This is a genomic window from Streptomyces sp. AgN23 (genome assembly GCF_001598115.1).
In the GTDB taxonomy this organism is placed as follows: Bacteria; Actinomycetota; Actinomycetes; order Streptomycetales; family Streptomycetaceae; genus Streptomyces; species Streptomyces antimycoticus.
In genome coordinates this window covers 620485-647479 of the sequence record NZ_CP007153.1, presented here as the reverse complement: position 1 = coordinate 647479, position 26995 = coordinate 620485, and the positions used below count along the sequence as shown (strand labels likewise).

At 72.2% G+C, this 26995-nt stretch carries 21 protein-coding genes and 1 pseudogene; 16 read left to right on the top strand and 6 right to left on the bottom strand.

The window, feature by feature from the left end:
* The first annotated feature begins 67 nt into the window (after positions 1-67).
* Together AS97_RS03125 and AS97_RS03120 are read left to right on the top strand one after the other, a co-directional pair.
* The gene (locus AS97_RS03125; RefSeq protein WP_059148320.1) at positions 68-1333 is read left to right on the top strand and encodes a sensor histidine kinase; all 1266 of its coding nucleotides are present in this window, start codon (positions 68-70) and stop codon (positions 1331-1333) included.
* Positions 1330-2031, top strand: coding sequence for a response regulator transcription factor (locus AS97_RS03120; RefSeq protein ID WP_247204211.1), 702 nt, complete (start codon positions 1330-1332; stop codon positions 2029-2031). Before AS97_RS03125 ends, AS97_RS03120 begins: the two co-directional genes overlap by 4 nt.
* Before the next feature lie 5 nt (positions 2032-2036).
* Here AS97_RS03120 and AS97_RS03115 read toward each other — a convergent pair whose 3' ends face one another.
* Positions 2037-3098 carry a mechanosensitive ion channel family protein gene (locus AS97_RS03115; protein WP_059148319.1) on the bottom strand — a complete coding sequence of 354 codons (1062 nt, stop codon included), beginning with the start codon at positions 3096-3098 and terminating at the stop codon, positions 2037-2039.
* A gap of 292 nt (positions 3099-3390) precedes the next feature.
* On the opposite strand from AS97_RS03115, the gene AS97_RS03110 reads away from it, so the two are divergent.
* Positions 3391-4587, top strand: a complete 1197-nt coding sequence (locus AS97_RS03110; protein ID WP_059148318.1) for an MFS transporter — start codon at positions 3391-3393, stop codon at positions 4585-4587.
* 120 nt (positions 4588-4707) lie between these two features.
* Here the strand turns inward: AS97_RS03110 and AS97_RS03105 are convergent, their stop codons facing one another.
* Complete coding sequence (locus AS97_RS03105) at positions 4708-5619, bottom strand: endonuclease/exonuclease/phosphatase family protein (RefSeq protein WP_059148317.1); 912 nt, start codon at positions 5617-5619, stop codon at positions 4708-4710.
* Between the two features lie 240 nt (positions 5620-5859).
* Between AS97_RS03105 and AS97_RS03100 the strand changes: the two genes are divergently transcribed.
* Positions 5860-6867, top strand: a complete 1008-nt coding sequence (locus tag AS97_RS03100) for a sulfotransferase (RefSeq protein WP_210564291.1) — start codon at positions 5860-5862, stop codon at positions 6865-6867.
* An 81-nt stretch (positions 6868-6948) separates the two neighbouring features.
* Here AS97_RS03100 and AS97_RS03095 read toward each other — a convergent pair whose 3' ends face one another.
* Positions 6949-7875: a LysR family transcriptional regulator gene (locus AS97_RS03095; RefSeq protein ID WP_059148315.1), complete on the bottom strand. Its 927-nt coding sequence runs from the start codon at positions 7873-7875 to the stop codon at positions 6949-6951.
* Between the two features lie 297 nt (positions 7876-8172).
* On the opposite strand from AS97_RS03095, the gene AS97_RS03090 reads away from it, so the two are divergent.
* From AS97_RS03090 to AS97_RS03065, 6 genes are read left to right on the top strand one after another with little or no spacing between them, the layout of a single operon-like run.
* On the top strand, positions 8173-9198 hold the full coding sequence (locus tag AS97_RS03090; RefSeq protein ID WP_247204210.1) for an aminotransferase class I/II-fold pyridoxal phosphate-dependent enzyme: 1026 nt from the start codon (positions 8173-8175) through the stop codon (positions 9196-9198).
* A complete protein-coding gene (locus AS97_RS03085; RefSeq protein ID WP_210564289.1) occupies positions 9195-10223 on the top strand; it encodes a polyprenyl synthetase family protein in 1029 nt (342 codons plus the stop codon). The genes AS97_RS03090 and AS97_RS03085 overlap by 4 nt, the downstream gene beginning before the upstream one ends.
* A gap of 4 nt (positions 10224-10227) precedes the next feature.
* Positions 10228-11226 (top strand): UbiA family prenyltransferase, encoded by a 999-nt coding sequence (locus tag AS97_RS03080; protein WP_210564288.1) that lies wholly within the window; start codon positions 10228-10230, stop codon positions 11224-11226.
* 35 nt (positions 11227-11261) lie between these two features.
* Positions 11262-13028, top strand: coding sequence for a prenyltransferase/squalene oxidase repeat-containing protein (locus AS97_RS03075; protein ID WP_059148313.1), 1767 nt, complete (start codon positions 11262-11264; stop codon positions 13026-13028).
* A complete protein-coding gene (locus AS97_RS03070; RefSeq protein ID WP_059148312.1) occupies positions 13025-14329 on the top strand; it encodes an NAD(P)/FAD-dependent oxidoreductase in 1305 nt (434 codons plus the stop codon). Before AS97_RS03075 ends, AS97_RS03070 begins: the two co-directional genes overlap by 4 nt.
* A 14-nt stretch (positions 14330-14343) precedes the next feature.
* Positions 14344-15207 (top strand): TauD/TfdA family dioxygenase, encoded by an 864-nt coding sequence (locus AS97_RS03065; RefSeq protein WP_059148311.1) that lies wholly within the window; start codon positions 14344-14346, stop codon positions 15205-15207.
* A 10-nt stretch (positions 15208-15217) separates the two neighbouring features.
* On the opposite strand, the gene AS97_RS03060 is transcribed toward AS97_RS03065, so the two are convergent.
* Positions 15218-16105, bottom strand: coding sequence for a lytic polysaccharide monooxygenase (locus AS97_RS03060; protein ID WP_210564287.1), 888 nt, complete (start codon positions 16103-16105; stop codon positions 15218-15220).
* 196 nt (positions 16106-16301) lie between these two features.
* On the opposite strand from AS97_RS03060, the gene AS97_RS03055 reads away from it, so the two are divergent.
* The 3 genes from AS97_RS03055 to AS97_RS48900 all read left to right on the top strand — a co-directional run bounded on the left by AS97_RS03055 (position 16302) and on the right by AS97_RS48900 (position 20159).
* Positions 16302-16748 carry a hypothetical protein gene (locus tag AS97_RS03055; RefSeq protein WP_059148309.1) on the top strand — a complete coding sequence of 149 codons (447 nt, stop codon included), beginning with the start codon at positions 16302-16304 and terminating at the stop codon, positions 16746-16748.
* A gap of 195 nt (positions 16749-16943) precedes the next feature.
* Complete coding sequence (gene argS / locus AS97_RS03050; protein ID WP_210564286.1) at positions 16944-18605, top strand: arginine--tRNA ligase; 1662 nt, start codon at positions 16944-16946, stop codon at positions 18603-18605.
* Positions 18606-19385: 780 nt separating this feature from the next.
* Positions 19386-20159: a hypothetical protein gene (locus tag AS97_RS48900; RefSeq protein WP_312847022.1), complete on the top strand. Its 774-nt coding sequence runs from the start codon at positions 19386-19388 to the stop codon at positions 20157-20159.
* Between the two features lie 141 nt (positions 20160-20300).
* On the opposite strand, the gene AS97_RS03040 is transcribed toward AS97_RS48900, so the two are convergent.
* A complete protein-coding gene (locus AS97_RS03040; protein ID WP_247204209.1) occupies positions 20301-20876 on the bottom strand; it encodes a CGNR zinc finger domain-containing protein in 576 nt (191 codons plus the stop codon).
* Positions 20877-20950: 74 nt separating this feature from the next.
* Here AS97_RS03040 and AS97_RS03035 point away from each other — a divergent pair.
* From AS97_RS03035 to AS97_RS03025, 3 genes and pseudogenes are all read left to right on the top strand, one after another.
* Positions 20951-22081 (top strand): annotated as a pseudogene (locus AS97_RS03035) (MFS transporter); the annotation flags it as partial.
* Positions 22082-22168: 87 nt separating this feature from the next.
* On the top strand, positions 22169-23017 hold the full coding sequence (locus AS97_RS03030; protein ID WP_210567122.1) for a PTS sugar transporter subunit IIA: 849 nt from the start codon (positions 22169-22171) through the stop codon (positions 23015-23017).
* 23 nt (positions 23018-23040) lie between these two features.
* Complete coding sequence (locus AS97_RS03025) at positions 23041-24594, top strand: PTS ascorbate transporter subunit IIC (protein ID WP_086708361.1); 1554 nt, start codon at positions 23041-23043, stop codon at positions 24592-24594.
* A 76-nt stretch (positions 24595-24670) separates the two neighbouring features.
* On the opposite strand, the gene AS97_RS03020 is transcribed toward AS97_RS03025, so the two are convergent.
* Positions 24671-26920, bottom strand: coding sequence for an excinuclease ABC subunit UvrA (locus AS97_RS03020; protein ID WP_059148305.1), 2250 nt, complete (start codon positions 26918-26920; stop codon positions 24671-24673).
* Positions 26921-26995: the final 75 nt, after the last annotated feature.

Sequence of the window (26995 nt, the reverse complement as noted above, 5' to 3'; positions counted from 1 at the left end):
GGGAGGGGCCGGGGTGCGGTCGGCGGTCAGAGCGGTCGGGCGGTCAGGGTGGGCGCGGTGGTCGGGCATGTGGTCGGCATGGTCCGGGCGGTCCGGGACCGACGGGGTGGACGATCCGGATGAGCGGTGGCTGACGGCGGTCCTGCACATCGCGTTCTTCCTGCTGCTGGGCGCCTCGCTGGTCCGCTATCTGATCCGGGACACCGGCACCCCGCCGAACGGCTGGGTCGTCGCCCTCTTCGTGGCCTTCGGCGCGCTCTATCTGCCCGGCCGGTGGCCGGCGCCCGCGCCGAGCCCCGACGGCCGGCCCTCCGGCCGCTATCTGGCCTGGCTGACAACGGTGCTGGCCGCCTGGGTCGCGCTGCTGGTCCTCGCGCCGAGCGCCGCATGGTGCGCCATGCCGCTGTTCTTCACCGGTCTGCACACGCTGCCCACCCGGTTCGCGGTGCCCTTGGCCGCCGTGCTCACCGCGCTCGTCGTCGCCTCGAAGCTGCGGTTCATGCACGACGGCTTCGACCCCAACGCGCTGATCGCACCGCCCGCCATCGCCGCCGTGGCCGCCGCCGTCCTCATCCATCTGCGGCGCCAGTCGGCGCGGCAGCGGGTGCTGATCGACGATCTGGTCCGCACCCGCCGCGATCTGGCCGCGACCGAGCGGCGGGCGGGAATCCTGGCCGAGCGCCAGCGGCTCTCCTCGGAGATCCATGACACCCTCGCCCAGGGCCTGTCCAGCCAGCGGATGCTGCTCCAGGCCGCCGACCGCACCTGGGAGACGGACCCGGAGGCGGCCCGAGGCCATATGCGCGAGGCGGCGGAGATCGCTTCCCGCAGCCTCGCCGAGGCCCGCCGGTTCGTCCAGGACCTGGCCCCGGCCGACCTCGTCGAGCGCTCCCTAGCCCAGGCGCTCGGCGCGCTCGCCCAGCGGGAGAGCGGCGCGCGGCAGACGGTGGACTTCCACCTCGACGGACCCCTCGGGCCGCTGCCCGAGCGAGTGGAGGCGGCGCTGCTGCGCATCGCCCAGGGCGCGCTGGCCAACGTGCGGGAGCACGCCGGGGCGAGCCGGGCCGCGCTCACCCTGACCTGCATGGGCGACCAGATCTGTCTGGACATCGCCGATGACGGCCGTGGCTTCGACACCGACGCCGTCCCCGCCCCCGGAGCGGACCGGTCGCGTGGACACGGGCTGCCGGCCATGCGGGTCCGCGTACGGCAGCTGGGCGGCACACTCACCGTCGAGTCCGCACCGGGCGAGGGGACCGTCGTCTCGGCCGCGATCCCCCTCGAGCCCCTTCCCGCCCTCGTCCCCGACCGTCCCGTGGAGGCCACGGCATGAGCCCGATCCCGTCCCCGTCCTCGGGCCCTGCCGCGAGCGCGGATGCGGCCGCGAGCCCGCTCCCGCCCGTCCCCGTCATCCGGTTGCTGCTCTGCGACGACCACGCCGTGGTGCGGGCCGGTCTGCGGGCGCTGCTGGCCAGCACCGACGGCATCGAGGTGGTCGGCGAGGCGGGCAGTGGCGAGGAGGCCCTCGCCATGGCCGCCCGGCTCCGGCCCGATGTGGTGCTGATGGATCTGCAGCTCGGGGAGGGCATGGACGGGGTGACCGCCACCCGGCGACTGGTCTCCGGTGACCCGCCCGCGCCCCGTGTCCTGGTGCTCACCATGTTCGACACCGATGCCGACATCACCCGTGCCATCGAGGCCGGGGCCACCGGCTATCTGCTCAAGGCCGAGCGGCCGGAGGAGTTGTTCGCGGCGATCCGGAACGCCGCCTCCGGCCGTACCGCGCTGTCCGCCCCGGTCGCGGACCGGGTGCTGGCCCGGATGCGCAGCCCGCGCCCCACGCTGTCCGAGCGGGAGCGTGACATCCTCCGGCAACTGGCCCGCGGCCTGGGCAACCGGGAGATCGCCCGGGCCCTGTTCATCAGCGAGGCCACGGTCAAGACCCATCTGGGTCGGATCTACGGGAAATTGGGGGTCGAGACCCGGGCCGGCGCGGTGGCGGTGGCCACTGAGCGGCGGCTGCTGCCCTGACGGCGTCAGATCGCCGAACGGTCCGGCAGCGTCAGCCGGTCCTGGTCGGGCAGGACGAGCGTACGCGTGGGCAGCGGGATCTCGATGCCCTCGGCGCGGAACCGGCGGTGCAGCTCCTTCATGAACTCATGCTTGATGAGGTACTGGTCGCTGAACTCCAGGGCCCGCAGAAACACCGAGAAGTCGATGCCGGACTCTCCGAAGGTGTGGAAGCGCACGCTCGTCTCGTGGTCGACGACCCCGCCCTCGACGCCGGACATCACCTTCCCGGCGACCTCGATGGTCACCCGCTCGACATGGTCCAGATCGCTTCCGTAGCCGACCCTCGCCTGGACCATGACCGACATCTGCTGCTCGGGCTGGTGAAAGTTGGTCATGATGGTGTTGCCCAGCTTGGCGTTCGGGATGATGACGAGGTTGTCCGACAGTTGCCGCACCGCCGTGTTGCGCCAGTTGATGTCGACCACATACCCCTCCTCCCCGCTGCTGAGCCGGATGTAGTGGCCGGGCTGCACCGTCTTGGAGGCCAGGATGTGCACCCCCGCGAAGAGATTGGCCAGGGTGTCCTGCAGGGCCAGGGCGACCGCCAGACCGCCCACGCCCAGGGCGGTGAGCAGCGGCGCGATCGAGACACCCAGTGTCTCCAGCAGGATCAGCACGCCCATCGCCAGCACCGCGATCCGCGTGATGTTGACGAAGATGGTGGCCGTTCCCGCCACCCCGGAGCGGGACAGCGCGAGCGAGCGCACCATACCGGCCACCACCCGCGCCGCCGTGACCGTGCTGACCAGGATCAGCACGGCCTTCAGCGTCTGATTGACGTCATGGCCGACCGTGGGGGTCAGCGGCAGCGCGGCGGCCGCGGCGGCGACACCGGCGGCCATCGACGCCCACGGTGCCAGTGTGCGCAGGGTGTCGACGATGATGTCGTCGCCGCTCCACCGGGTGGAGCGGGCCCGCTCACCCAGCCAGCGCAGCGCCACGCGCAACAGCACACCACCGGCCGCGCCGCAGACCAGCGCCGCCCCGACGATGATGACATCGTGCAACGTCAGGTCCCGGTTCATCGGCCACCGTCCGCTATGCCGGAAAGCGCGTCAGAACCGGCCGTGCGGCCCGCGGTCGTCGGTGCGGCCCCCGGTCTGGAGTTCTGTGGGATCACGTCGTCACCTGTTCGTGCCTGGGTTGTACGGGCTGCGCCGGGCGTACATGTGTACGGCTCCGGCGTGAGGTGCCATCCTGCCGCATGCGATCAGGGTCGAATGACGTACTGCCCCTCTACCGCACGTAACCCGCCAGGAAGGCGGCGGCGCGCCACCGCGTTTGACGGACAGGTGATCTGTGGTGGAATCGGGTCGTATGGACAGCCGCGAGGACGTGGACAGGGGATGGCCGTTCCTCGCGGCCGCCTACGCCTTCGTGGTCACGATGTGCGGTACGACGCTGCCCACCCCGCTCTACTCGCTCTACCAGCGGGAGTTCGGCTTCTCCTCGTTCATGGTCACGGTGATCTTCGCGGTGTACGCGGCGGGGGTCATTGTCGCGCTGCTGCTGCTCGGACGCGTGTCCGACTTCATCGGGCGACGGCCCGTCCTGCTGGCCGCGCTGGCGCTGTCGGGCCTGAGCGCAGTGTGCTTTCTCCTCGCCGGCGGACTGCCGGAGCTGTTCACGGGCCGCACCCTGTCAGGGCTGTCCGCCGGTCTGGCCACCGGCACCGCCACCGTGATGGTGATCGAGCTGGCCCCCGAGCGCCGGCGCCGTGCCGCCACCCTCCTCGCGACCGGGGCCAACCTGGGCGGTCTCGGCGTCGGCCCGTTGCTGGCGGGCGTGCTGGCGCAGTACGCCCCGGCGCCGCTGAAGCTGGTGTTCGTGGTGGACCTGGTGCTGGTGGCGGTGGCCGCCGCCGTGGTGCTCGCTCTCCCGGAGACCGTACGGCCCCGGGGGCGCCCGCCGCTGAGGCCGCAGCGGCTGCGGGTGCCCAAGGAGATGCGCGCGACATTCGCGGCCGCGGCCATGGCGGGGTTCGCGGGCTTCTCCACGCTGGGCCTGTTCACCTCGGTGTCGCCCACGTTCCTGAGCGAGGTGGAGGGGGAGAGCAATCTCGCGGTGGCCGGCGCCGTGGTGTTCTCCGTGTTCGCCGCCTCCGTCGCCGGGCAGGCGCTGGGGCGGCGGCTGGGCCCGGGGCGGTCGCTGCCCGGTGGGTGCGCGGTGCTGGTGGCCGGTATGGCGGCCATCGCGGTCTCGCTGGCGACCGCGTCGCTGGCGCTGCTGGTGCTGGGCGCAGTGATCGCGGGGACGGGGCAGGGGCTGTCGTTCCTCGCCGCCGTACGGGTGGTGACGGAGCGCAGCCCGGCCGACCGGCGTGCCGAGGTCACCTCCGCCCTGTTCGTGCTGATGTATCTGGCGATCTCGATTCCGGTGATCGGCGTGGGGGCGCTGTCGCTCGCGGTCGGGCTGCGCTCCGCCGGGCTCATCTTCACGGGCTGTGTGGCCCTGCTGGCCGCGGCAGCCCTGCTGTGGCCGCGGGGGATCTCCGCCGCGGCATCCAGCCGCTGAACACGCCCTGCGAACGCGGCGGGGAGGGCGCACAGCGCGGCGACCGTGGATCCGCCCCCCCCGGCGGGGAGCGGATCGACGCCATCACGGCATCACGGCATCCGGCGAGGCCGCCCCGCGTCACAGTTCCAGGACGGTCCGTACCGGCAGATGGTCGCTGGGGTACTGGCCGTCTCCGGAGTAGGTGTCGATGACGGCCTGGTGGGTGCGCACACCGGGTGAGGTCAGGATCCAGTCGATCCGGTCGCCGTCCGGGACCAGCGGGCCAAAGCCGTGGAACGTCCCGTACAGCGGGCCGCGCCGCTCGGCGGTGTCCCACGAGTCCACCAGCGTGCCGCCGTTCAGCATGGCGTCGTGGACCGGGTTGCCATGGGCCGCCACATTGAAGTCGCCGGTCACGATGCGGGGGAGCGCGGAGTCCAGCCCGCCGAGCCGCTCGGTGATCAGAGCGGCGGCGCGCTCACGGGCGTTCTGGCTGCGGTGGTCCAGATGGGTGTTGAGGGCGTAGAACTCCTTGCCGGTCCGCCGGTCGTGGAAGCGCACCCAGGTGACCATCCGGACCACGGCCCCGCCCCAGGTGTTGGAGCCGATCACATTCGGGGTGTCGGAGAGCCAGAAGTGGTCGTACTCCACGGGCTCGAGCCGCCCGGTGTCGTAGAAGACGGCCATGAATTCGTCGCGGCTGCCACCCATCCGCCCGGTGCCGATCCACGCGTAGCGCTGTCCGAGGTCATGGGCGATATCGCGCAGTTGGCCGTACAGCCCCTCCTGAGTGCCCAGCAGATGGGGCCGGGCCCGGCGCAGCAGCTCCCGCATGACCGGGCGGCGCCGGCTCCAGGAGTTGGGCTCGCTGTCGCCGGCGTAGCGCAGATTGAAGGTCATGGCCGCCAGCCGCGGACCGTCGGCGGGGGCGACCGGGGCGGCGGTGACCGCCGTGGCCACGTACTGCGGCTGGGAGGCGAGCGGAAGCGCGGCGGCCGCCGCGGCCGCGACGCGCATACCGTGACGGCGGCTGAACACAGGTGCGGGCATGGCTCCTCCAAGGTCTTGAAGGTGCGGTGACGGACCCAGTGTCGGGCCCGGCGGTGTGGGGGGTGTGTCCTGCGGTGGCCGTCCGGTGGAACGTACGGTCACGCAGAGCCGACCCCAGGAGCGTGTGCGGCCCCCATCCGTGGCGGCGGACCCCATCCGTGACGGAAGTGGCCGCGGATGCGCGGCGGCGGCGATGGGTAGACAACGGCGGTAGCTGTCGAGACGGAAGGGGCACCTGGGGTGACGTTACGGCCGCTGACCTTCGTCGTGGGGACCGGACGCTGCGGTTCGACCGCCCTGTCGCGTGTTCTCCGGCTGTACCCGGATCTGCTGAGCGTGAGCGAGCTGATCGCCGCGCTGGAGCCGGACGCGTTTCCCGAGGCGCCGCTGACCGGGGCGGAGTTCTGGCGGATTCTCGCCACCCCGCGGTCGTTCGCCAACCGTGTCATCCGCGATGGCATCCCGTTGCCGGAGTACCGGTATCCGCATGTCAAGGGGCGGTTCTCGGTGGCGGGCGGTGGCATTCCGGCCCTGTGCATGATGACGCTGCCTCATCTCACCGACGACCCCGACACGCTGTTCGACGCGCTGGAGCCGGAGCTGTCCCGGCGGCCCGCCGCGCCGGTGGCCGATCACTACCGGGCGCTGTTCGGCCTGCTGGGGGAGCGGTTCGGCGGGCGGGCCGTGGTGGAGCGTTCCGGCTACTCGCTGCGGTCGGTGCCCCGGCTGCGTGAGGTCTTTCCCGAGGCCCGGTTCGTCCACCTGCACCGGGACGGCGCCGACTGCGCCCTCTCCATGAGCCGCCACCCCGGATTCCGGCTGATCCAGCTCATGGCGGAGCGCGCCGAGACCACCCAGAGCCTTCCGGCCGGTCTCGAGGCGCTGCTCGGCGACGACGACGCCGATCTGCGTCCGCTGTACGAACGGTCCGTACCCGTCGCCGAGTTCGGCCGGTTGTGGTCGCACACGATCGTGGAGGGGCTGGCGCATCTGTCCCGGCTCCCCGCCGCGATCCGGATGTCCCTGTCGTACGAGAGCCTGCTCGACGCGCCCGAGCGCGAGCTCACCCGGCTGGCCCACCACCTCGGCGTGGAACCCCTCCCCGAGTGGCTGGCGGCCGGAAGCGCTCTGCTCGACGGCGACCGCCGGGGCACGGCTGCCGCGACCCTGCCACCCGCCGAACTGGCCGCCCTCCGCGAGAGCTGCGCCCCCGGCGCCCTGGCCCTGAGCCTGGCCGGCGCCGGATGAGCTAGCTGCCCCGGCGTGCGGATGAGGTAGCTCCGGTGTACGGGCGGGCCGGCTCCGGCTGCGGATGAGATAGCTCCGGCGTCAGGCCGTCGCCGCTTCGGCGACCTCCCCCGACTGCTCGACGGCCACCGCCCGCAGCGCCTCCAGCAAGGCGGCCACCGCCGGCACCCGCGCCGCCTCCGGCCGCAGCAGCGCGCAGACATGGCGCCGGGGCCAGTCGTCCAGCGGGCGCGGCTCGACCCGCGGATCCGGGCGAGGGAGCAGACCGAGGCCGTCCATCAGGGCGATGCCCACCCCGTCCCCCACCAGGCCGAGGGTCGTGGCCTGGTCATCGGTCGTGGTCACCACCCGGGGCTCGAACCCCGCCTCCGCGCACCGCCGCAGCAGCCGCTCGCGGTCCCGCTCCAGAATCCACCGCTCCCGCGACAGATCGGCGAGGCGGACGCTGCGCCGCCCCGCGAGCTCATGGCCCCGCGGCAGCAGCACATGGCGGCGGTCGACCAGCAGCGGGACCCGGCACAGCGGGGTGTTCGCGGTCCCGGAGGCGTCTCCCGTCTCATCGTCGGCGACGATCGCCAGATCGGTCTCGCCCGCGTCCAGCAGCCGGTGCGCGTCATGGGAGTCGGTCTGGCCCAGCTCCACCTCCACCTCGATACGTGAGGCGCCCAGTCTGGCCAGCGCCGCCGGCAGCACGGCGACACAGACGCTCTGCACCGAGGACAGCCGCACCCGGCCACGGGTGCGCGCGGCGAGCGCCTCGAACTCGTTCTCCACATCCCGCAGCCCGGCCAGCACGTCCTGGGCGCGCTCGGCGAGTCTGTGGCCCGCGGGCGTGAGCCGTACCCCCCGTCCCGCCTTGACCGTGAGCGGCACGCCCACGGCACGTTCCAGCGCGCGCATGTGATAGCTGATGGCCGGTTGGGTGTAACCGAGGCGGTCCGCCGCGGCGCTGTACGAGCCGGCGCGACAGACCTCTGCGAGTACGGTGAGCTGGCGAAGATCGATCACTACAGGACGATAAAAATCGTTTATCAATTCCCGTAAGACTTTAATTGGACGCGTGATCGATAGACCGTCAAAATCATGGTGACGGATTTCGCCCGCACTCGCTCATTGAACTGACCGATCGGACATGGCCCCACCCGCACTGGCTGCCCGTACGGTCACAGCCCGCCCACGACGGTTTCCTCCCCACCGATCCGGCCGGACCGGCAAAGGGGCCCGGGCGCGGTGACTTGCCTCCCTCCGCCCGAATCCCCCGCTGGAATGGATGGATGGTGCCCGATGCATGATGGCTGGAATCGCATGACTCCGGTGGTCGCGGAGAACAATCCCTTCCACCAGATGTCGCTCAACGAAACCGTTCACCCCCCGCTCCCCGAAGTGGTGGACGCCGTCCTGCGCACCGCGCGGACCGCCCACCGTACCCTGGATGCCCTCGGCGCCGGGCTCTGTCAGGCCCTCGCCGCACATCTGGGAGTGCTCCCGGAACATGTGCTGGCCGGGCCGGGTTCCGGTGCGCTGCTCCAGCAGCTGTTCTCCACCCTCACCGGACCGGATACGGACACGGTGCACGCCTGGCCCTCGTGGGAGGCGTACCCGATGATGGCGGCCAACGCCGGATCCACCACCGTCCGGGTGCCGCTCACCGGATACGACCACGATCTGAAGGCGATGGCCGACGCCGTCACCGACCGCACCCGCATGGTCCTGCTGTGCACCCCCAACAACCCCACCGGCACCGCGCTGGACCAGGAGCGGATCCTGCGCTTCCTCGACCGGCTCCCCGCGCATGTCACCGTCGTCATCGACGAGGCGTACCGGGACTTCGCCGACCCCGACCTCGGCGCCGTCGCCGACGGCATCGCCCTGCACCGCGCCGATGAACGGGTCTGTGTGGTGCGGACGTTCTCCAAGTCGTACGGGCTGCTCAGCCTGCGGGTCGGCTATCTCGTGGCGCATGAGCCCGTGCTCGCCCCGCTCCGCTCGGTGCTGCCCTACTACCGGGTGAGCGCCGTGGCGCAGGAGGCCGCCATCGCCGCGCTCGGTGCCCAGGAGCAGGTGCTCCGGCAGTGCGCCGAGACCGCCGAGGAGCGCGACCGGCTCCACCGGACCCTGCTCGACCAGGGCTGGGAGGCGCCCGCGAGCCAGGGCAACTTCCTGTGGCTGCCGATGACCTCCGGGGTGGAGCGCTTCACCCAGTTCTGCGCGGACCACGGCGTGGTGGTCTGCGGCAAACCGGGCGAAGGGGTACGGGTGACCGTCGCCGAGCCCGCCGCCAACCAGGCGTTCGCGGAACTCGCCGGGAAGTACCGGGAGGCGGCCGTATGACCCCGCCCGACGTCGCGGTCACCGATGTGGCCGACCCGCTGGCGGAGGCCGCGCCGACCATGGAGCTCCTGCTGCGCGAACTCGACCGGCGCTGGCCGCCGGAGGCCGAACGCCTCCACCGGATCTCCCGGTACGCCCTGCTCCCGGCCGGGAAGCTGCTGCGCCCACTGCTGCTCATGGAGTCGGCCGAGGCGGTGGGCGGTGGCGGACCCGCCGTCGTCCCGGCCGCGCTGAGCGTGGAGTACCTCCATGTGGGATCCCTCGTCCACGACGACGTCATCGACGGCGACGCGATGCGGCGCGGCCGTCCGTCCGTCGTGGCGCGCTACGGCACCGCTGACGCCATCGTCACCGGGGACGCCCTGATGCTGGGCATGTTCGGTGTGCTCACCGACGGCGCCGAAGAGGCCGGCGGACTGCCGCCGGGCCGGGTCCTCGCCGCCGTCCGGGTCTTCGCCCGGGCGGGCGTCGACCTGTGCCGCGGCCAGGCGATGGAGGGTGAACTCCGCGGCGACCTCGGTTGCGGACTCGACCGGTATCTCACCATGAGCTTCCTGAAGACCGGGGCGCTGTTCAGGGCCGCCTGCCGGGGCGGGGCGATCCTGGGCGGCGGAACGCCCGCCCAGCAGCACGCGCTCACCGCGTACGCCGAACATCTGGGGCTGGCCTTCCAGATGCACGACGACCTGCTGCCGTACACCAGCGACCCCCGCACCACCGGCAAGTCCGCCCTCAGCGACATCGCGGCCGCCCGGCCCACCTTCCCCGTTCTGCTCTGCCACGCCATGGCCGGCGCCCGGGGCCGCGCCCGGCTGGAGGCGGCGCTCGGCGGCGCCCTGCCCGCCGCCGACGCGCTGCGGACGGTGCACGAACTGCTGGAGACGACCGGCGCGCTCGACGCCGCGCGGGACCAGGCCACCGCCCAGGCCGGCCGGGCCACGTCCTGTCTGGCGGAGCTGCCCCGCTCCCGGGCCACCGCCGTGCTCGCGGCGGTGGCCGATCTGTCGGTCAGCCGGGACCGGTGACGCCGTGGCGGCCCCGCGCACGGCACTCCTGGCCCATTTGCAGACCTGGCGCCCGTACACCCTGTGGTATCCGGGGCTGGTCGGCCTCGCCGGAGCCACCCTCGCCGGATCGCACGCCACCACGGGGCAGTTGCTGGTGGCCTGGGCCGCGCCGACCCTCGGCTGGCTCGCCGGCCACTATCTCGGCGACTACTTCGACCGTGACCTCGACGCGCTCAGCAAGCCCCAACGCCCCATCCCCTCCGGCCGGTTGAGCCCACGAGCCGCCGTGGCCACGGGCATCGGCTGCGCCATCGCCGTGGCCGCCCTGGCCGTGTGGGCCAACTGGCGCGCCGTGGCCGTGGCCGTCGCCGCCATGGCGGGCATCGTGGCCTACAGCCGGGTGCTCAAGGGACGTGGCCTGTCGGGCAATCTCATACGGGGCGTGCTGACCGCGCTCACCGTGCTCTTCGGCGCGATGGCCGTCCAGCCGTGGCCACCGTGGCGCGCGCTGCCCTTCGCCCTGGTCTTCCTGGCCCATGACACCGCGTCCAACCTCGTCGGCACGCTCCGCGACGTCGACGGCGACCGCGAGGGCGGCTACGCCACCGTGCCGGTCCGCCAGGGCGTCCGGCGCGCCACCCACACCGCGGCCGCGCTGTATCTGGCCGCCGTGGCCGTGGCCTGCGCCGCCACCGGGCTGGTGCCCAAGGACACGGCCGGCTATCTCGTGCTGCTGTCCGCCGCGGCGCTGTGCGGCGCGGGCGCCTTCGGGCTGCTGCTGCGGTCACCGGGGCACCTCGCCCCCGCGCTGGCGCTGCGCGCCCACGCCGTCCTGGTCGCCGAACGCCTGGTGCTGGCCGCGGCGGTGGTGGCCGCGGGCGCCGGTGCGGCACTCGCCCTGGCGCTGCTGACGCCGCTCCTCACGGTCAGCGTCATCACCCAGAGCCGGATGCGGTCCCGGCATGAGTTTCCCGCCCCCCTGGCCGACGGCGGGCCCACCCTCCCCGATCCACGCCCCTGAAACACCGCGCGCCACCAGCAGAAGGGTCCGCTCCCATGCCCGCTTCCGCCTTGACCGAGAGCGTCGGCACGGCCGTCACCGCCGGTACCGAGGCGCTCCTCGCCCACCGGCGCGACGACGGCGCCTTCGTCTTCGGCGCGCACCACGCCTCCCCGCTGAACACCGCCGGGGCCCTCACCGCACTCCACTTCGCCGATCCGGAGGGTTCGGCCGAGGCCATTGAGCGCGGTGTCACCTGGCTGTGCGAGACCCAGCGGGACGACGGCGGCTGGGCCATGCGCGGGGTGCCCACCGAACCCCTCACCACCGCGCTCGCCGCCGCGGCACTCCACCTGCTCGCCCCCCGCCGGGCGGCGTCGGCCGTACACGCCGCACGGGCCCGGTTCGACGAGCTCGGCGGCTCCGGGGCCGTCCCGGAACCCGCGATGACCGCCCTCATCCGCCAGTTCCACACCTTCGCCGGACTGCCCCACGAGGGCGCCCAGCGACGGCTCCCCCTGGAACTGCTGCTCTTCCCCGGCCTCAGCCGCCGCCTGCTGAGCCTGCGGCTGCCCATCTACGCGAGTCAGGCGCTCGCCCAGTCCGCACACCGCCGCCGCGGCCCGGCCGGCCGCGTTCTGGACCGGCTGGCCCGGCCGAGGGCCCTGGCGATCATCCATGACGCGTACGAACGCGAGGGCGCCACCGGCGGGTTCAGCACCGACCCCTGGCTCACCGGACTCATCTGCCTGGGCCTCGCCCGCTCCGGCCAGGCGCCCGACCTGGTGCGCGCCGCCGCCCGCTGGCTCCGCTCGGCGGCGAACCCCGACGGCTCCTGGGATCTGATGCCGCTCGATGTGACCTGGACGAACTTCGCCACCGCCGCGCTGATCGAGGCCGGTCACGCCGAGGACCCGCAGCTGATCGGCACCCGCGAGATGCTCCACCGCCACCAGCAGCCCGAGCCGTTCGACGCCCTCGGCTGCCCGGCCGGCTACTGGGGGTTCTCCAGCCCCCGTAGCTGGCCGATGGCCCTGGAGACCGCCGAGTCCAGTGCCATCCTGCTGAAGCTGCCCGGCGGCGCGGACGACCGCCACGTCCGCGCCGGGCTGGCGTGGCTGACCGCCACCCAGGACGCGGCCGGGTCCTGGAGCCTGGCCGTACGGAACAGCAAACCCGGCGGCTTCGGGCCCTGCCCCCAGATGACCGCCAAGGTCGTGGGCGCCCTGCTCGACTCCGGGGCCGGGGCCGACGACCCGCGCGTCGCCAAGGCCGTGCGCTGGCTGCTCGGCCGGCAGCGCCCCGACGGATCGTTCGAGGCCATGTGGTACCGCGGCGGCACCCCCGGCACCGCCGCTGCGCTGGAGGCGCTCAGCCGGGCGGGCCGCACCGGGGAACACCACCGCGCGGCGGCCCGGGCCAGGGACTGGCTGCTGCGCACCCGGCACCCCGACGGCTCGTGGAGCACGGGCGAGGGCACCCGGCCGGGCACCGTCGAGGAGACCGCCTGGGCGCTGCGCGGGCTGCTCGCCGCCGGGCTGAGCCCCGCCGACCCGGCCCCCGCGGCGGCGGCCCGATGGCTCGTGGACGCCCAGCGGGCGGACGGCGGCTGGACGCCGGGCCCGGTCAACGAGTACGTCCGCGGCTGTGCCCGCTACGCCGACGACGGCATCGCGGCGGGCCTGGCGCTGCGGGCCCTCGCCCACTACCGCTCCGCGGAAGCGGCGGAAGCCATCGGCACGACCGGCCCGACCACCGGCGCCCCCGGCACCGGCGCCCCCGGCACCGGCGCCCCCGGTACCGGCGAAGGAGGCCGGAAATGAGCCCCGATGTGCTCGTGTGCGGAGCGGGCGTCGGCGGTCTCGCCGCGGCCCGCGCGCTCGGCGACCTCGGACTGGACGTCCTGGTGGTCGACAAGCAGCCGAAGGTCCGTCCGATCGCCAAGGGAGAGGTGCTTCAGCCGGGTGCGCTGCGCCTGCTGCGCTCCTGGGGCGTGGAGAAGCGGCTCGACGCGCAGGGTGCGGTCCGGCTCGGACGGCTGGTCGTCCGCGATCCGCGGGGCACCGCGCTGATGTCCCTCGACTACGGCCAACTGCCCGCCCCCGACCAGTGGTTGCTGGCCCATGACCACACCGCCATCCTCGCCGCTCTGGCCGAGAGCCTCGGGCCGGGTGTCGAACTGCGCCGGGGTGTCCGCGCGGAGGCGCCACTGCGCGACGACTCCGGCCGGATCACCGGACTGCGGCTGGCCGAAGGCGGCAGGGTCTACGAGCAGCGGGCGCCACTCGTGGTCGCCGCCGACGGCATCTCCTCACGGCTGCGGTCCTGGGCGGGCATCGAGGCCAAGCGGGCCGACTATCCGCACCGGCTGGTCTCCTTCGACATCGGCGACGCCGAGGCGGCCGCGCGGGCCGACGACTTCTCCGCGTATGTCACCGACCGGGGGCTGCGCCTGCTCTATCCGCTGCCGGGCGGCCGGTTGCGGCTCTACCTCCAGGCCGGGCCCGATGAGCTGCGCGGCGTCACGGCACATGGGGGACTTGCCGACTGGGCCGCCCGGGCGCTGTCCCAGGTGCCCGCCCTGGAGCCGCTGACCGCGTCCCTGCTCGCCCATCTCGACAGCCGCCAGACGCTGCCCGTCGGACGGCTGCTGTCGCCCCGGCTGTCCGGCCGCGGACTGGCGCTCGTCGGCGAGGCCGCGTACGCCGTTCATCCGATGGCGGCGCAGGGCATGAACACCGCCATCACCAGCGCCGGTGCCCTCGCCGAGCGGCTGTCGGGACATCTGGAGCGTACGGGCGGGATGTCGGCCGCGGCGGTGGACGCCGCGCTGCGCGACTACCACGAGCGGCAGCTGCCCCTGCTCACCCAGGCGGCCAGGACCAGCGGCAACGCGGCGCGGATGGTCACCGATCTGTCGTGGCGCGGCCGGATGCTCGGGCGCCGGGCCGTCCGTCACACCGGCGCCAACCCCCGGCTGCTGCACACCGTCACCCACAACATGTCGGGCCTCGGCCCGCGCCCGCTGACCCCGCTGGACCGGCTGCAGCAACTCGGTCTCCTCCCCGATCCGCGCGCCCACCGAGTGCCGACCGCCCCGGCCGGCCGACCGCAACCCATGTGAGGACGGTGTACCGCATGTCCACTTCCGAATTGATGGTGACCCCCGTCTCCGGAGCACTCGGCGCGGAGATCCGCGGTGTCGATCTGACCGAGCTCACCGATGAACTCTTCGAGCGCATCCACGAGTTGCTGCTCAAGCACCTCGTGGTCTTCTTCCCGGACCAGGAACACCTCACCCCACAGGCGCATATCGCCCTGGGACGGCGGCTGGGGGAGCTGGAGGTGCATCCGTTCCTGCCCAAGGTCGAGGGCCATCCCGAGATCGTCGTCCTGGACGCGGATCAGGGCGCCAAGGCCGATGAGTGGCATATCGACGTGACCTTCCAGCCCAATCCGCCGGTCGCCTCCATCCTCCATCTGCAGGTGTGTCCCGTCTCCGGCGGCGACACCATGTGGAGCAACCAGTACCTGGTCTACGAGACGCTCTCCGAGCCGATGCGCGAACTCCTCGACGGCCTCACCGCCGTCCATGTCCTCAACACACCGCAGACCGGCGAGCACTCCGCGGAACACCCGGTGGTGCGGATCCACCCCGAGACCGGCAGGCGCTCCCTGTACGTCACCCGCATGTGGACCTCGCACATCCCGCAGCTCAGCCGCCCGGAGAGCGACGCCCTGCTGCAGTACCTCTTCGAGCACTCCGAGTCGCCCCGGTTCAATTGCCGCTACCGCTGGCAGCCCGGCGCCGTCGCGATGTGGGACAACCGCGCCACCCAGCACCTGGCCGTCAACGACTACACCGAACCCCGCAGGGGCCAGCGGGTGACCGTCCTCGGCGACCAGCCCACCGGCGACACCCCGCGCTGGAAGGAGTACCGGCCCGCGCCCGACGAGCGTTACTACCCGCGCCACGTCACGGCCCGCCACGGCTACCGGTGACAGTGGCCCGTCAGCGGCTCGGGCGTCGCCGCCGTAGGGTGGCGGCGACACCCACGCCGAGCACCAGCACGGACGCACCACCGGCGAGCAGTACCGGAGTGCTGTCGCCGTCGTCCTCCTCGGAGGTGGCGGACGTGCCGGACGTGGCGGGGTTGGCAGAGGTGGCGCGGGAGGCCGCCGCGGGGTCCCGGGACGGCGGAGCGGCGGCGCGAGACGGCGGGTTGGCGGCTTCCGACGAGGGGGCATCCGACGAGGGGGCCGCAGCGCCCAGCACCACATCAGAACAGGAGTAGTAGGTGTCCGGGGTGCTGGTGTTCCGCCAGATCGTATAGAGCAGCTGACGGCCGGTCCGGTCGGCGGGCAGTGTGGCCTTGATGCGGTACGCGTCGTCGACCAGCGCGGGGTCCTTGGCGGTGGCGAACGGCTTCGCCTCCAGGTCCGACCACTTCAGCGGCCGCGCGGGAGCGTAGCCCTCCTTGGTGAGATACAGCTCGAAGGTCCCCGTGTGCGGGATCGTCGACCGGTAGGTGAGCGTGAGTTCGGCCCCGGCCGGCAGCCGCGTCGACGGCCAGTCGGCGCGTGCCAGATCCAGCCCCCGGTACGCCTCCAGACCCCCGCTGCACAGCTTCCCGTCCGGGACCCGCTCCCGGTCCTCGCCCGCCACCCCCGCGATACGCAGGTTGTCCCAGTCCGCCGCCTCCGGGCCATTGGCGGCCCGAGCCGCCCGGCACGCCGCCGACCGCGCCGCGCCCCCGCCGTCGGGGGAGCAGGCGAACGTCCGGCTCACCGGGTCCGTCGGCGCCCCGTGCGCCTGGGCGGGCTGCGCGGCCAGCGCCGTGAACAGACAGGGGAGGGCCCCGAGAAGAGCGCCCACGGCGGCGGTGCGATACGAGGTCATCCGGTACGGCCCTCCGACTCGGTGCGACGGGACGGGCGCGCCGCCCGTCCCGTCGCATACGGGAAGCCCGGACCGGGCGTTCAACGGCCGCCGGAAGCAGTCGCGCAATGCAGTACAACCATCCGCGACCCCAACATGTCTCCCTAGGCAGACGCAAACAGCGCCTACGCCCATGAAGAATCATTAAGGGGGACAAATGAATCTTTCTCGCCGTATGGCCGCCACCGCGGTGCTCGCCACCGCCATCGCGGGCACCGTGGCCCTGACGCCGCAGGCATCGGCCGCCGCCACGGCCGCGTACAACGGGGTGTGCGGCAGCGGGTACAAGGTGGTGAACTCGGCACCCATCGGTTCCAAGGGCACCGTCTTCCTCACCTACAACTCCGCCAAGGGCAAGAACTGCGTGGTCACCGTACGGAACACCACGGGCAAGGCGGTTCCGATGTTCGCCTACCTGTACGTTCAGGGCGCCGACGAGTCGGCCGAGGACGGCGGCGCGTACACCTCGTACGCGGGCCCGGTGTACGGCGACGGGCGCGGTAAGTGCGTGGACTGGGCCGGGGGCATCGAGAACCAGTCGACCTGGACGTACGGATCGAACTGTGGATCCCTGAAGGCCTACCGCGTGACCAAGGGCTGGTAAGGACCGAAAGCCGCGCGTCGGCACGGCCGACGGGGGACAAACGGGGGAGCGGCGGCGACCTTCTCGTAAGGTGGCCGCCGCGATCGTCGTATGGACCTGTTGGCGCTATCCGCGGGCTTCGGCCGGCGCAGGGAGCAGCAGACCGCCCGCATATTCGCTGTCTTCCGCGGCGTTCGTCCCGGTACCGTCACCTGCGTGACTCCAGTAGATCTCGCGGCCGTCATTTCCGATGGCGTGCACCAGGCCATCCAGTCCGGACGTATCCCGGGAGAGGCACCACGGGAGATCCACGTGGAGCGCCCGCGCCACCGAAGCCATGGCGATTACTCGACCAATGTCGCCATGCAACTCGCCGCCTCCGCGGGCCTGCCCGCACGCGCCGTCGCCGAGGTGCTGGCCCCGTTGGTGGGCGCGGCCGACGGAGTGGCGAAGGCAGAGGTCGCGGGCCCCGGATTCCTGAACATCACGTTGGAGAGCGCGGCGATCGGCTCCCTGGCACGCGACATCGTCCTGGCCGGTGACACCTATGGCCGTACGGACCGGCTCGGGGGCCTTCGGCTCAATCTGGAGTTCGTCTCGGCGAACCCCACCGGACCGGTGCACATCGGCGGGGCCCGGTGGGCGGTCGTGGGCGATGTGCTTGCCCGGCTGCTCGAGACAGCGGGTGCGGACGTCTCGCGGGAGTACTACTTCAACGACGCCGGTGTGCAGATCGACCGGTTCGCCCGCTCGCTGTTCGCCTCGGCACAGGGCTCACCGGTACCCGAGGACGGCTACAGCGGCACGTACATCGCGGAGATCGCCGCCGCGGTGCTGCGCCGGCGCCCCGACGTCCTGACGCTGCCGGAGTCCCAGGCCCTCGCCGCATTCCGGGCGGTGGGCACGGCACTGATGTTCGACGAGATCAAGGCGTCGCTCGCCGCGTTCGGTACCCGCTTCGACGTCTACTTCAACGAGAAGGACCTGCACGACCAGGGCGACCTGGACGCCGCCGTCGCCCGCCTGCGGGAGGGCGGTCATGTCTTCGAGCACGAGGGCGCGATGTGGCTGCGCACCACGGACTTCGGTGACGACAAGGACCGGGTGCTGGTGAAGAGCGACGGTTCCTGGACGTACTTCACCGCGGACTGCGCGTACTACCTGAACAAGCGGTCCCGGGGCTTCGAACGGGTCGTCATCATGCTCGGCGCCGACCACGCGGGCTATGTGGGCCGGATGCGGGCCATGGCGGCCTGCTTCGGTGACGATCCGGACACGCATCTGGAGATCCTGATCGGTCAGCTGGTCAATCTGGTCAAGGACGGGGCGCCGGTCCGGATGAGCAAGCGGGCGGGCACGGTCCTCACCCTGGACGATCTGGTCGAGGCGGTCGGCGTGGACGCCGCTCGGTACGCGCTCGCGCGGGCCAGCGTGGACGCGATGATCGACCTCGATATCGACCTGCTCACCCGGCAGTCGAACGACAACCCCGTCTACTACGTCCAGTACGCGCACACCCGGCTGTGCGCCGTGCAGCGCAGGGCGGAGGAAGCCGGGATCGGGAAGGGCACACCGGAGGACTTCGCCCCCTCCCAGCTCACCCACGAGCGGGAGACCGGTCTGCTGGGCATGCTGGCCGAGTTCCCGCAGGTTGTGGCCACCGCCGCCACACTGCGCGAGCCGCACCGGGTGGCGCACTACCTGGAGGCGCTGTCCGGCACGTACCACCGCTTCTACGACGCCTGCCGCGTCCTGCCGCGGGCAGGTGAGGAGCCGGACGACCGCACCCGGGCCCGGCTGTGGCTCACCGAGGCCAGCAGGCTGGTGCTGCGCAACGGGCTGCGGCTGCTAGGGGTCTCGGCGCCCGAACGGATGTGAGCACACCCCCGGACCGGCGACCGACATGTCGAACCGTCCCTCGTCGACGACGGGCCACTGCCGGCCGGGCGCACAGGAGAATTCGCGGAAGCCACCGACCCGCCGGTATGCCGATGGTGCAATAGCGGGGCAGGCTCTGGTATCAAACCTGGCCGTGGCCTCACGCCGCCGCGTCGAGCTGCGCATTGCCCGGCACAGGTGGCGGAACGTTCATGCATCCAGTCACCGGCTCCCGCGCTTCCGTCTCCGCCAAGGGCCGCCCGGCCCCCGCCTGTCCGCCGACCGGGTGCGGACGCCGCCCAGGATGCCCGCCGCCCGTCCGCCGATCCGGTCGCGGGCGGATGCCGAGACCGTGGCGCTCAGGTCGTGCGCGTGGCGGATCGGCACCGACCGGGCTGCCCAGGGATTTCCGCTGGACGCGCTGCTGCACGCGTATCGCATCGGCTGCACCGTCGTATGGGAGCAGCTCCTGGAGACCGCCTCGAAGGAGGACCCGCTGGGCGACCAGTCGCTGGTCCATGTCGCCGCCGACGTATGGAACTTCGTCGATGAGCACTGCACCCTCGTCGCCACGGCGTATCAGGAGGTCGAGCGGCAGCTCTCCTGGCACCGGGAGAACCGCTACCGGATCATCGTCGCGGCCCTGCTCGACGGCACCGCCCGGGTGAGCGACTTCCCCGAGGCGGAGGAGGTCCTCGGCCTGCCCGAGCGGGGGCGTTACGCGGTCGTGGCGCTGGAGGACACCGACGCCTCGTCCCGGGCGCCGCATCCCGCCGCGGTGTGCGCGGGACTTCGTACGGTCTGGCATACGGCGGAGGGCACCGCCCACGCCATCGTGCTGCTCGGCATCCCGGGAAGCGGCGCGGTCACCGGCTGCACCGTCTTCATCGGCTCGCTCATGGTCTGCTACGCCGCCCTCGGCGGGATGAAGGGCACCGGATTCATCCAGATCCTCAAGACGGTGCTGCTGCTCGCCGCGTTCGTCCTGCTGGCCGCCCTGGTGCTGAAGCGCTTCTCCTGGAACCCGTTCACCCTCTTCGACGCCGCGGCCGACGCCAGCGGCTACGGCGACGGCTTCTGGCAGTCCGGCCGCCAGTACGGCTCTTCTCCGTGGTGGCCTGCGCGGTCGTCGCCACCACCCTGGCGGCGGTCGCCGGACTCACCCTGGCCGCCGCGGCCTCCCTCGCCCATGACGTCCTGGCCAAGGTCGTCTTCAAGGGCAGGCTCTCGGCGAACCGGGAGCTGGCCGACGCCCGGACGGCCATCGTGGTCGTCGGCGTCGTGGCCGTCGTCCTCGCCATCGTGACCCAGCGCTGGAACCGGCAGGTCCTGATCTCCTTCACCTTCGCGGCCGCCGCCTCGGCCCTGCTGCCGATCGTGCTCTACGGCACCCTGTGGCGCGGCTTCACGGTGAACGGACTGCGCTGGGCGCTGTACGGCGGACTCCTCCTCACCGCCGTGACGATGGCCTTCTCCCGGCGATCTCCGGCAACCCGCTCGCGGTCTTCCCCGAGCGCGACTTCCACTGGTTCCCGCTCCGCAACCCGGGCCTGATCACCATTCCCGCCGGGTTTCTGCTCGGCTGGCTCGGCTCCCGTACCGGACGGCGGGCCCGGCATGCCCAGGACCCGACGCGGGGGGACCTGCCGTACGCGATGCACACCGGCTGACCCGCCCGGTGCCGCCCCGGGTCTTTTACGGGGATCGGGGCCCGGCCTTGGCGCGCCGGTGGGCGGCCACCCGCTCACGGGTCGCGCACCGGCGTGAGCAGTAGCGGCGCTCCGGTCCGCTGCCCACGGTGAGGAAGACATCGCCGCAGCTGGAGGAGGAGCACAGGCCGCCGGGCGGGCGCTGACCGTCCCAGATCAGCACGGTCAGCGCCATGCACGAGGAGGCGAGGAACCACTCGCCCCAGGGCGCCTCGTCATCGCTGTCCAGATGCGGATGCCAGGGCGAACGGCCGTCGTGCGAGCTGAGCCGGAGCGGACCCGTGCCCTCCCGCAGCAGCCGGTTCAGCACTTCGGCGGCTTCGTCGACATGCTCGGCGGCGAACACCTCGCGCAGCCGCAGCGCGGCGGTGCGCATGCCCGCGACATCGCCGGCGGTGAGCTCGACCGGGCCGGGTTCACCGTGGTCGAGCAGGATCCCGGCGATCGTGTGGGGGGCAGGGCTCGGCTCCGCCGTCAGGGCGTTGACGAGGGCGGCGGTGCGCCGGGCGGTGTCCCGCACCGAAAGCCGGGTGGACCGGTCGTCGTTCGAGAGGGGCGACACCACGCCAATGTAACGCACCTGGCGAACATTTACGTTACCTCCGTAACGTGATCCGCATGCCAGGGCGTTACGCGATGGAGTGCTATCTGGGCGGGGCGGCCGCCGCCCGCGCGGGGGACGAGATGTCCGGGCCCGCGCTACTGCTGGCCGGACCGGCGCTCACCGGTTCGGCCTCCTCGGGCTCGTCGCTGCTGGCGGGCGTCATGGTCGCGGCGGCGGTCGGCGGACCGCTCTTCGGGGTGCTGCTCGACCGCTCCGCCCGGCCGGGCCGGCTGCTGGCCGCGGCACTCGCCCTCTACGCGGGGGCGCTGGCCGCGATCCTCCTGGGCCTGGGGCGGCTGCCGTTCGCCCTCACGGTTCTTCTCGCGGTGGGCGCGGGGCTGCTGGGACCGGCCCTGTCCGGCGGATGGACCTCCCAGCTGCCGCGGGTGGCACCGCCGCGGGCCCTGCCCCGGGCCAACGCGCTCGACGCGATGACCTTCAGCCTCGCCGCGCTGGTGGGGCCCGCACTCGCCGGGACCGTCGCGGGAACGGCCGGGGCACCCGCCGCCGTGGCGGTGTCCATCGCCCTGATCGGCCTCGCGCTGCCCGCCGCCTGGGCGCTCCCCGCGCCGCCGCGGCCCGGCCCGGCCCCGCCACCGGCCACGTCGGTCGTCGCCGACCTCACCGCCGGGGTGCGCGCCATCGGCCGCAACCGGCCCCTGGCCCGGGCCACCGCCACCTCTGTCGTCTCCTGTGTCGGCCAGGGCGCGCTGCTCATCTGCTGTCCGCTCCTCGGCGCGGCCGTGCTCGGCGGCGCCGACCGCGGCGCCCTGCTGCTGTCCGCCACCGCTGCCTCGGCCCTTGTGGCCAACGCGGTCCTCGCCCGCCGCCCCCGCCCGCCGCGTCCGGACACCGTACTCCTCGGCGGAGCCCTGCTCCTCGCCCTCGCGCCCCTGCTCGCGGCCACCGGCCACCCGGTCGCGCTGATCGCCGCCATGCTGCTCGCCGGGGCCGCCGAGGGCCCCCAGCTCACGGCCCTGTTCGCGGTGCGCCACCGGGAGGCGCCCGAGCGGCTGCGCGGCCAGGTCTTCACCACCGGCGCCAGCCTCAAGATCACCGGCTTCGCGGCGGGCGCGGCCTTCGCCGGTCCGCTCGCCACCTGGTCGCTGCCGGGCGCCCTGGTGGCCGCAGGGGGGTGCGAGGCACTCGCGGCTCTGGTGTTCGTATGCTTGCCGGACGATACGGAGGCTGTTGTTCCGGATCTGCCCCCGGGGCTGTGTGACAGAGGCATGTCAGGCATGATGACCTGCATGGAAGACCTGAAAGACCTGCTGCCCGTCGAAGCCGTCCGGCTCGACGTGCGGGCGGCCGACTGGCGTGAGGCGATAGGCGCGGCCGGCCGGCTCATGGTGGAAACCGGCGCCGCCACCGACGAGTACACCGACGAGATGGTCGCCAACGTCGAGGAGAACGGGCCGTACATCGTCATCGCCCCGGGGGTGGCGTTCGCCCACTCCCGGCCGTCCCCGGCGGTGCTCAGGACCGGGATGTCCTGGGTCCGGCTCGCCGAGCCCGTGGAATTCGGGCATGAGTCCAACGACCCCGTCACCCTTGTCGTCGCCCTGGCCGCCAAGGACTCCGCCGCGCACACCTCGGCGATGGGGAGCCTGGCGCGGCTTCTGGGAGACCCCGCCACCGCCGCCGCCCTGGCGGAGGCGCCCACCCCGAAGGCGCTGCACGCCGTGCTGGCGGGAGAGCGGCCGAAGGACGGCTCCGAGAAGTCCGGGCCGACCGGCGCCCCCGAGGCGTCCACCGCTCCCGAAGCCTCCACCACCCCCGAGCCGCCCTCCGCCTCCGAGCCCCGTGCGGTCTCGCTGCACAAGATCCTCACGGTCTGTGGCAACGGCGTGGGCACCAGCCTGTTCCTCAAGAACACCCTGGAGCAGGTGCTGGACCGCTGGGGGTGGTCCAGGTTCGTCACCGTGGAGGCCACGGACACCATCTCCGCGAAGGGCAAGGCGTCCGAGGCCGTGGCCCTGCTCACCTCACGTGAGATCGCCAGGACCCTCGGGGATGTGGGACGGCCCGTGAAGGTCGTCCAGGACTTCACCAGCACCGCCGAGGTGGACGCGGTGCTCCGGGACACGTACGACGTCTGAACGACGGGGACAGAGGAAGCACCATGGGCTGGTTCGTCACCCTTGCCACGTTTCTCGTCAATGAGATTCTGAGCGAGCCCGCGTATCTGATCGGGATCATCACCGCCGTCGGACTCATCGCGATGAAGAAGAGCACCGGGCAGATCATCGGCGGCGCCATCAAGGCGACCCTCGGCTTTCTGCTGATCGGCGCGGGAGCGGGGCTGGTCACCGCCTCCCTCGACCCGCTGGGGACCATGATCCAGGGCGTCACCGGCGCCCACGGCGTCATCCCCACCAACGAGGCCATCGTCGGCATCGCTCAGGACCAGTTCGGCTCACGGGTCGCCTGGCTGATGATCCTGGGCTTCGTGGTCAGCCTGCTGCTGGCCCGGTTCACCCCGCTCCGCTATGTCTTCCTGACCGGGCACCACATGCTCTTCATGGCCACGCTGCTCACCGTGGTCCTGGCGGGCGGCGGCCGCTCGACCGTCGCCGTGGTGGCCGTCGGCGGTGTGCTGCTGGGCATCATGCTGGTCGCGATGCCAGCCTTCGCCCACCCCTGGACCAAGCGCGTCACCGGCAGCGACACCGTCGCCATCGGCCACTTCGGCACGGCCGGATACATCGTGGCGGGCGCGACCGGACGGGTGGTCGGCAAGCGCAGCCGCTCCACCGAGGAGATGAAGCTCCCCGAGGGGCTGCGGTTCCTGCGCGACTCGATGGTGGCCACCGCCCTGTCGATGCTGCTGATCTACCTGGTCATGGCCGTCCTCCTGCTCGTCAAGGAGGGGCAGAAGACCGCCTTCAAGGCCTTCGCCACGGGCACCGGCACGGTGGCCACCGGCACCGGGAACTACCTGATGCAGTCCGTGATGCAGGGGCTGCAGTTCGGCATCGCGGTCGCGGTGATCCTCTTCGGTGTCCGTACGATCCTCGGCGAGCTCGTCCCCGCCTTCCAGGGGATCGGGCAGAAGGTCGTCCCCGGCGCCCTGCCCGCACTGGACGCGCCCATCGTCTTCCCGTACGCGCAGAACGCGGTGCTGATCGGCTTCATCTCCAGCTTCACCGGCGGCCTGATCGGCCTGGCCCTGCTCACCTGGATCTTCAATCCGGCCTTCGGCCTCGCCCTGGTGCTGCCCGGTCTGGTGCCGCACTTCTTCACCGGCGGCGCGGCCGGGGTCTACGGCAACGCGACCGGCGGCCGGCGCGGCGCGGCGGTGGGGGCGTTCCTCAACGGGCTGCTCATCACCTTCCTCCCCGCCCTGCTGCTCAAGGTGCTCGGCGCGTTCGGCGATCAGAACACCACCTTCGGCGACGCCGACTTCGGCTGGTTCGGTGCGCTCATCGGCAACGCGGGCAAGGCCGGTGGCGCCGCCGGACTCGTCATCATCGTGCTGCTCGGCCTCGCCGTTCTCGGAGGCGCGATCCTGGTGCAGAAGCGGGTGGTCGACACCGGCTGGGACCCGGGCGCGGCGCGCGACGCCCTGATGCCGCGCGAGAGCGTGACGGCGCCCGCCGAGGCGGGTACCACCACGGCCGCGTACGCCAAGATCCCGCCGCCCGCGGGCGCTCCCGCACCCCCGCCCGCCGCCTGAGGCGGCGAGGGCGCCCCGGTGGTCCCGTCCCGAGCCCTCGGCCCGGGACGGGACAGGACCACCGGGGCGAGGGGGTTCACGCCCGCTTGACGTAGTCGCGCAAGTGGACGGCGGTGAGGGAGCCGCCGGTGTCCACGAGGTCGGCGGGGGTGCCGGTGAACACCACCTGACCGCCGTCATGGCCCGCCCCCGGACCCATGTCGATGATCCAGTCCGCATGGGCCATCACGGCCTGGTGGTGCTCGATGACGACGACCGTGTTGCCCGCGTCGACAAGGCGGTCGAGCAGCGCGAGCAGCTGGTCCACATCGGCGAGATGCAGTCCGGTGGTCGGCTCGTCCAGGACGTACGTCGTGCCGCTCCGCGCCATATGGATGGCCAGCTTCAGCCGCTGGCGCTCACCCCCGGAGAGCGTGGTGAGCGGCTGGCCGAGCCCCAGATAGCCCAGCCCCACCGCGCCCAGCCGGTCCAGGATCAGCCGGGCCTGACCGTCAGTGAAGAACTCCCGCGCCTCGGCCACCGACATGCCCAGGACATCGCCGATGTTCCGCCCGCGCAGCCGGTACGTCAGCACCTCGGGCCGGAACCGCTTGCCCTCGCAGTCCTCGCACACCGAGGCCACCTCGGCCATCATCGCGAGATCGGTGTAGATCAGCCCGATGCCCTTGCACCGGGGGCAGGCACCCTCGGAATTGGCGCTGAACAGACCCGGTTTGACGTGGTTGGCCTTGGCGAACGCCGCCCGGATCGGATCGAGGAGCCCCGTATAGGTGGCCGGGTTGCTGCGGCGGGAGCCACGGATGGCCGACTGGTCGGCGACGATCACCTCCTCCCGTCCGGACAGCGACCCATGGATCAGGGAACTCTTGCCCGATCCGGCGACACCGGTGACGACGGTGAGCACACCGAGGGGGATGTCGACGCTCACATCCCGCAGATTGTGCAGCCGCGCGCCCCGGACCGGCAGCTGCCCACTGGGCTGCCGCACCGTCTCCCGCAGCCGCACCCGGTGGTCCAGATGGCGCCCGGTCAGGGTGCCGGAGGCGCGCAGCCCGGCCAGATCGCCCTGGTAGCAGATCCGCCCGCCCGCCGCCCCCGCGCCGGGCCCCAGATCCACCACATGGTCCGCGATCCGGATGGTCTCCGGTTTGTGTTCCACGACCAGCACCGTGTTGCCCTTGTCCCGCAGCTGGAGCAGCAGACGGTTCATGCGCTCGATGTCATGCGGATGCAGGCCCACCGTGGGCTCGTCGAAGACATAGGTGACATCGGTCAGACTGGAGCCCAGATGCCGGACCATCCGCACCCGCTGGGCCTCGCCACCGGACAGGGTGGAGGACTCCCGGTCCAGGCTCAGATAGCCCAGGCCGATCTCGACCAGTGAGTCGAGAAGCGCCCGCAGGCTCTCCAGCACCGGTCCGACGGAATCGTGCCGGATCCCGCGCACGAACTCCGCCAGATCGCTGATCTGCAGGGCCGAGCACTCCGTGATGGAGCGGCCGTCGATCCGGCAGGACCGGACGGCCTCGCACAGCCGGGCGCCCTCACACTCTGCGCACTCGGTCAGGGCCATGGCCCGGTCGGCGAACGCGCGCATCCGCGGCTGCATCGTCTCCCGGTCCTTCGCGAGGTACAGCCGGCGGACCTTGGTCACCAGCCCCTCGTAGGTGAGGTTGTTCTTCCCCGCCTTGATCTTGGTGGCCGGTTTGTGGAGGAAGTCCTCCCACTGGGCGGGGGAGTAGTCCCGGAGCCTGATATCGGGGTCGAAAAGGCCGGAGGCCGCCATAACCTGCCAGTGCCAGCTGTCCACCTCGAATCCGGGGACGGTGATCGCCCCCTCCTTCAACGACTTCTCCCTGTCGATGAGTTGGGCGATATCGATGTCGGTGACCCTGCCGAGCCCCTCGCACCGCGGACACATGCCCTCGGCCGTGTTGAAGCTGAAGGCGAGGGGAGGACCGACATAAGGACTGCCGATCCGGCTGAACAGGATCCGCAGCAGAGTGTGGGCGTCGGTGGCGGTGCCCACCGTGGAACGGGAGTTGGAGCCCATCGGCTCCTGGTCCACGATGATCGCCGCGCTCAGATTCCGCAGCGAGTCGACGTCCGGACGGCCGAGCGTCGGCATGAAGTTCTGGACGAACGCCGTATAGGTCTCATTGATCAGCCGCCTCGACTCCGCGGCGATCGTGTCGAAGACGAGCGAGGACTTACCGGAGCCGGAGACGCCGGTGAAGACCGTAAGGCTTCGCTTGGGAATGTCCACACTCACGCCCTGGAGATTGTTCTCCCTGGCGCCACGGACCTTGATTTCGCTGACATCCATGCCTTCAAGTGTTTCATTGAAACAGCGGTTGAGACTTTTCGCGGATTTCCACCCCACATCCGCTGGATATGGTGG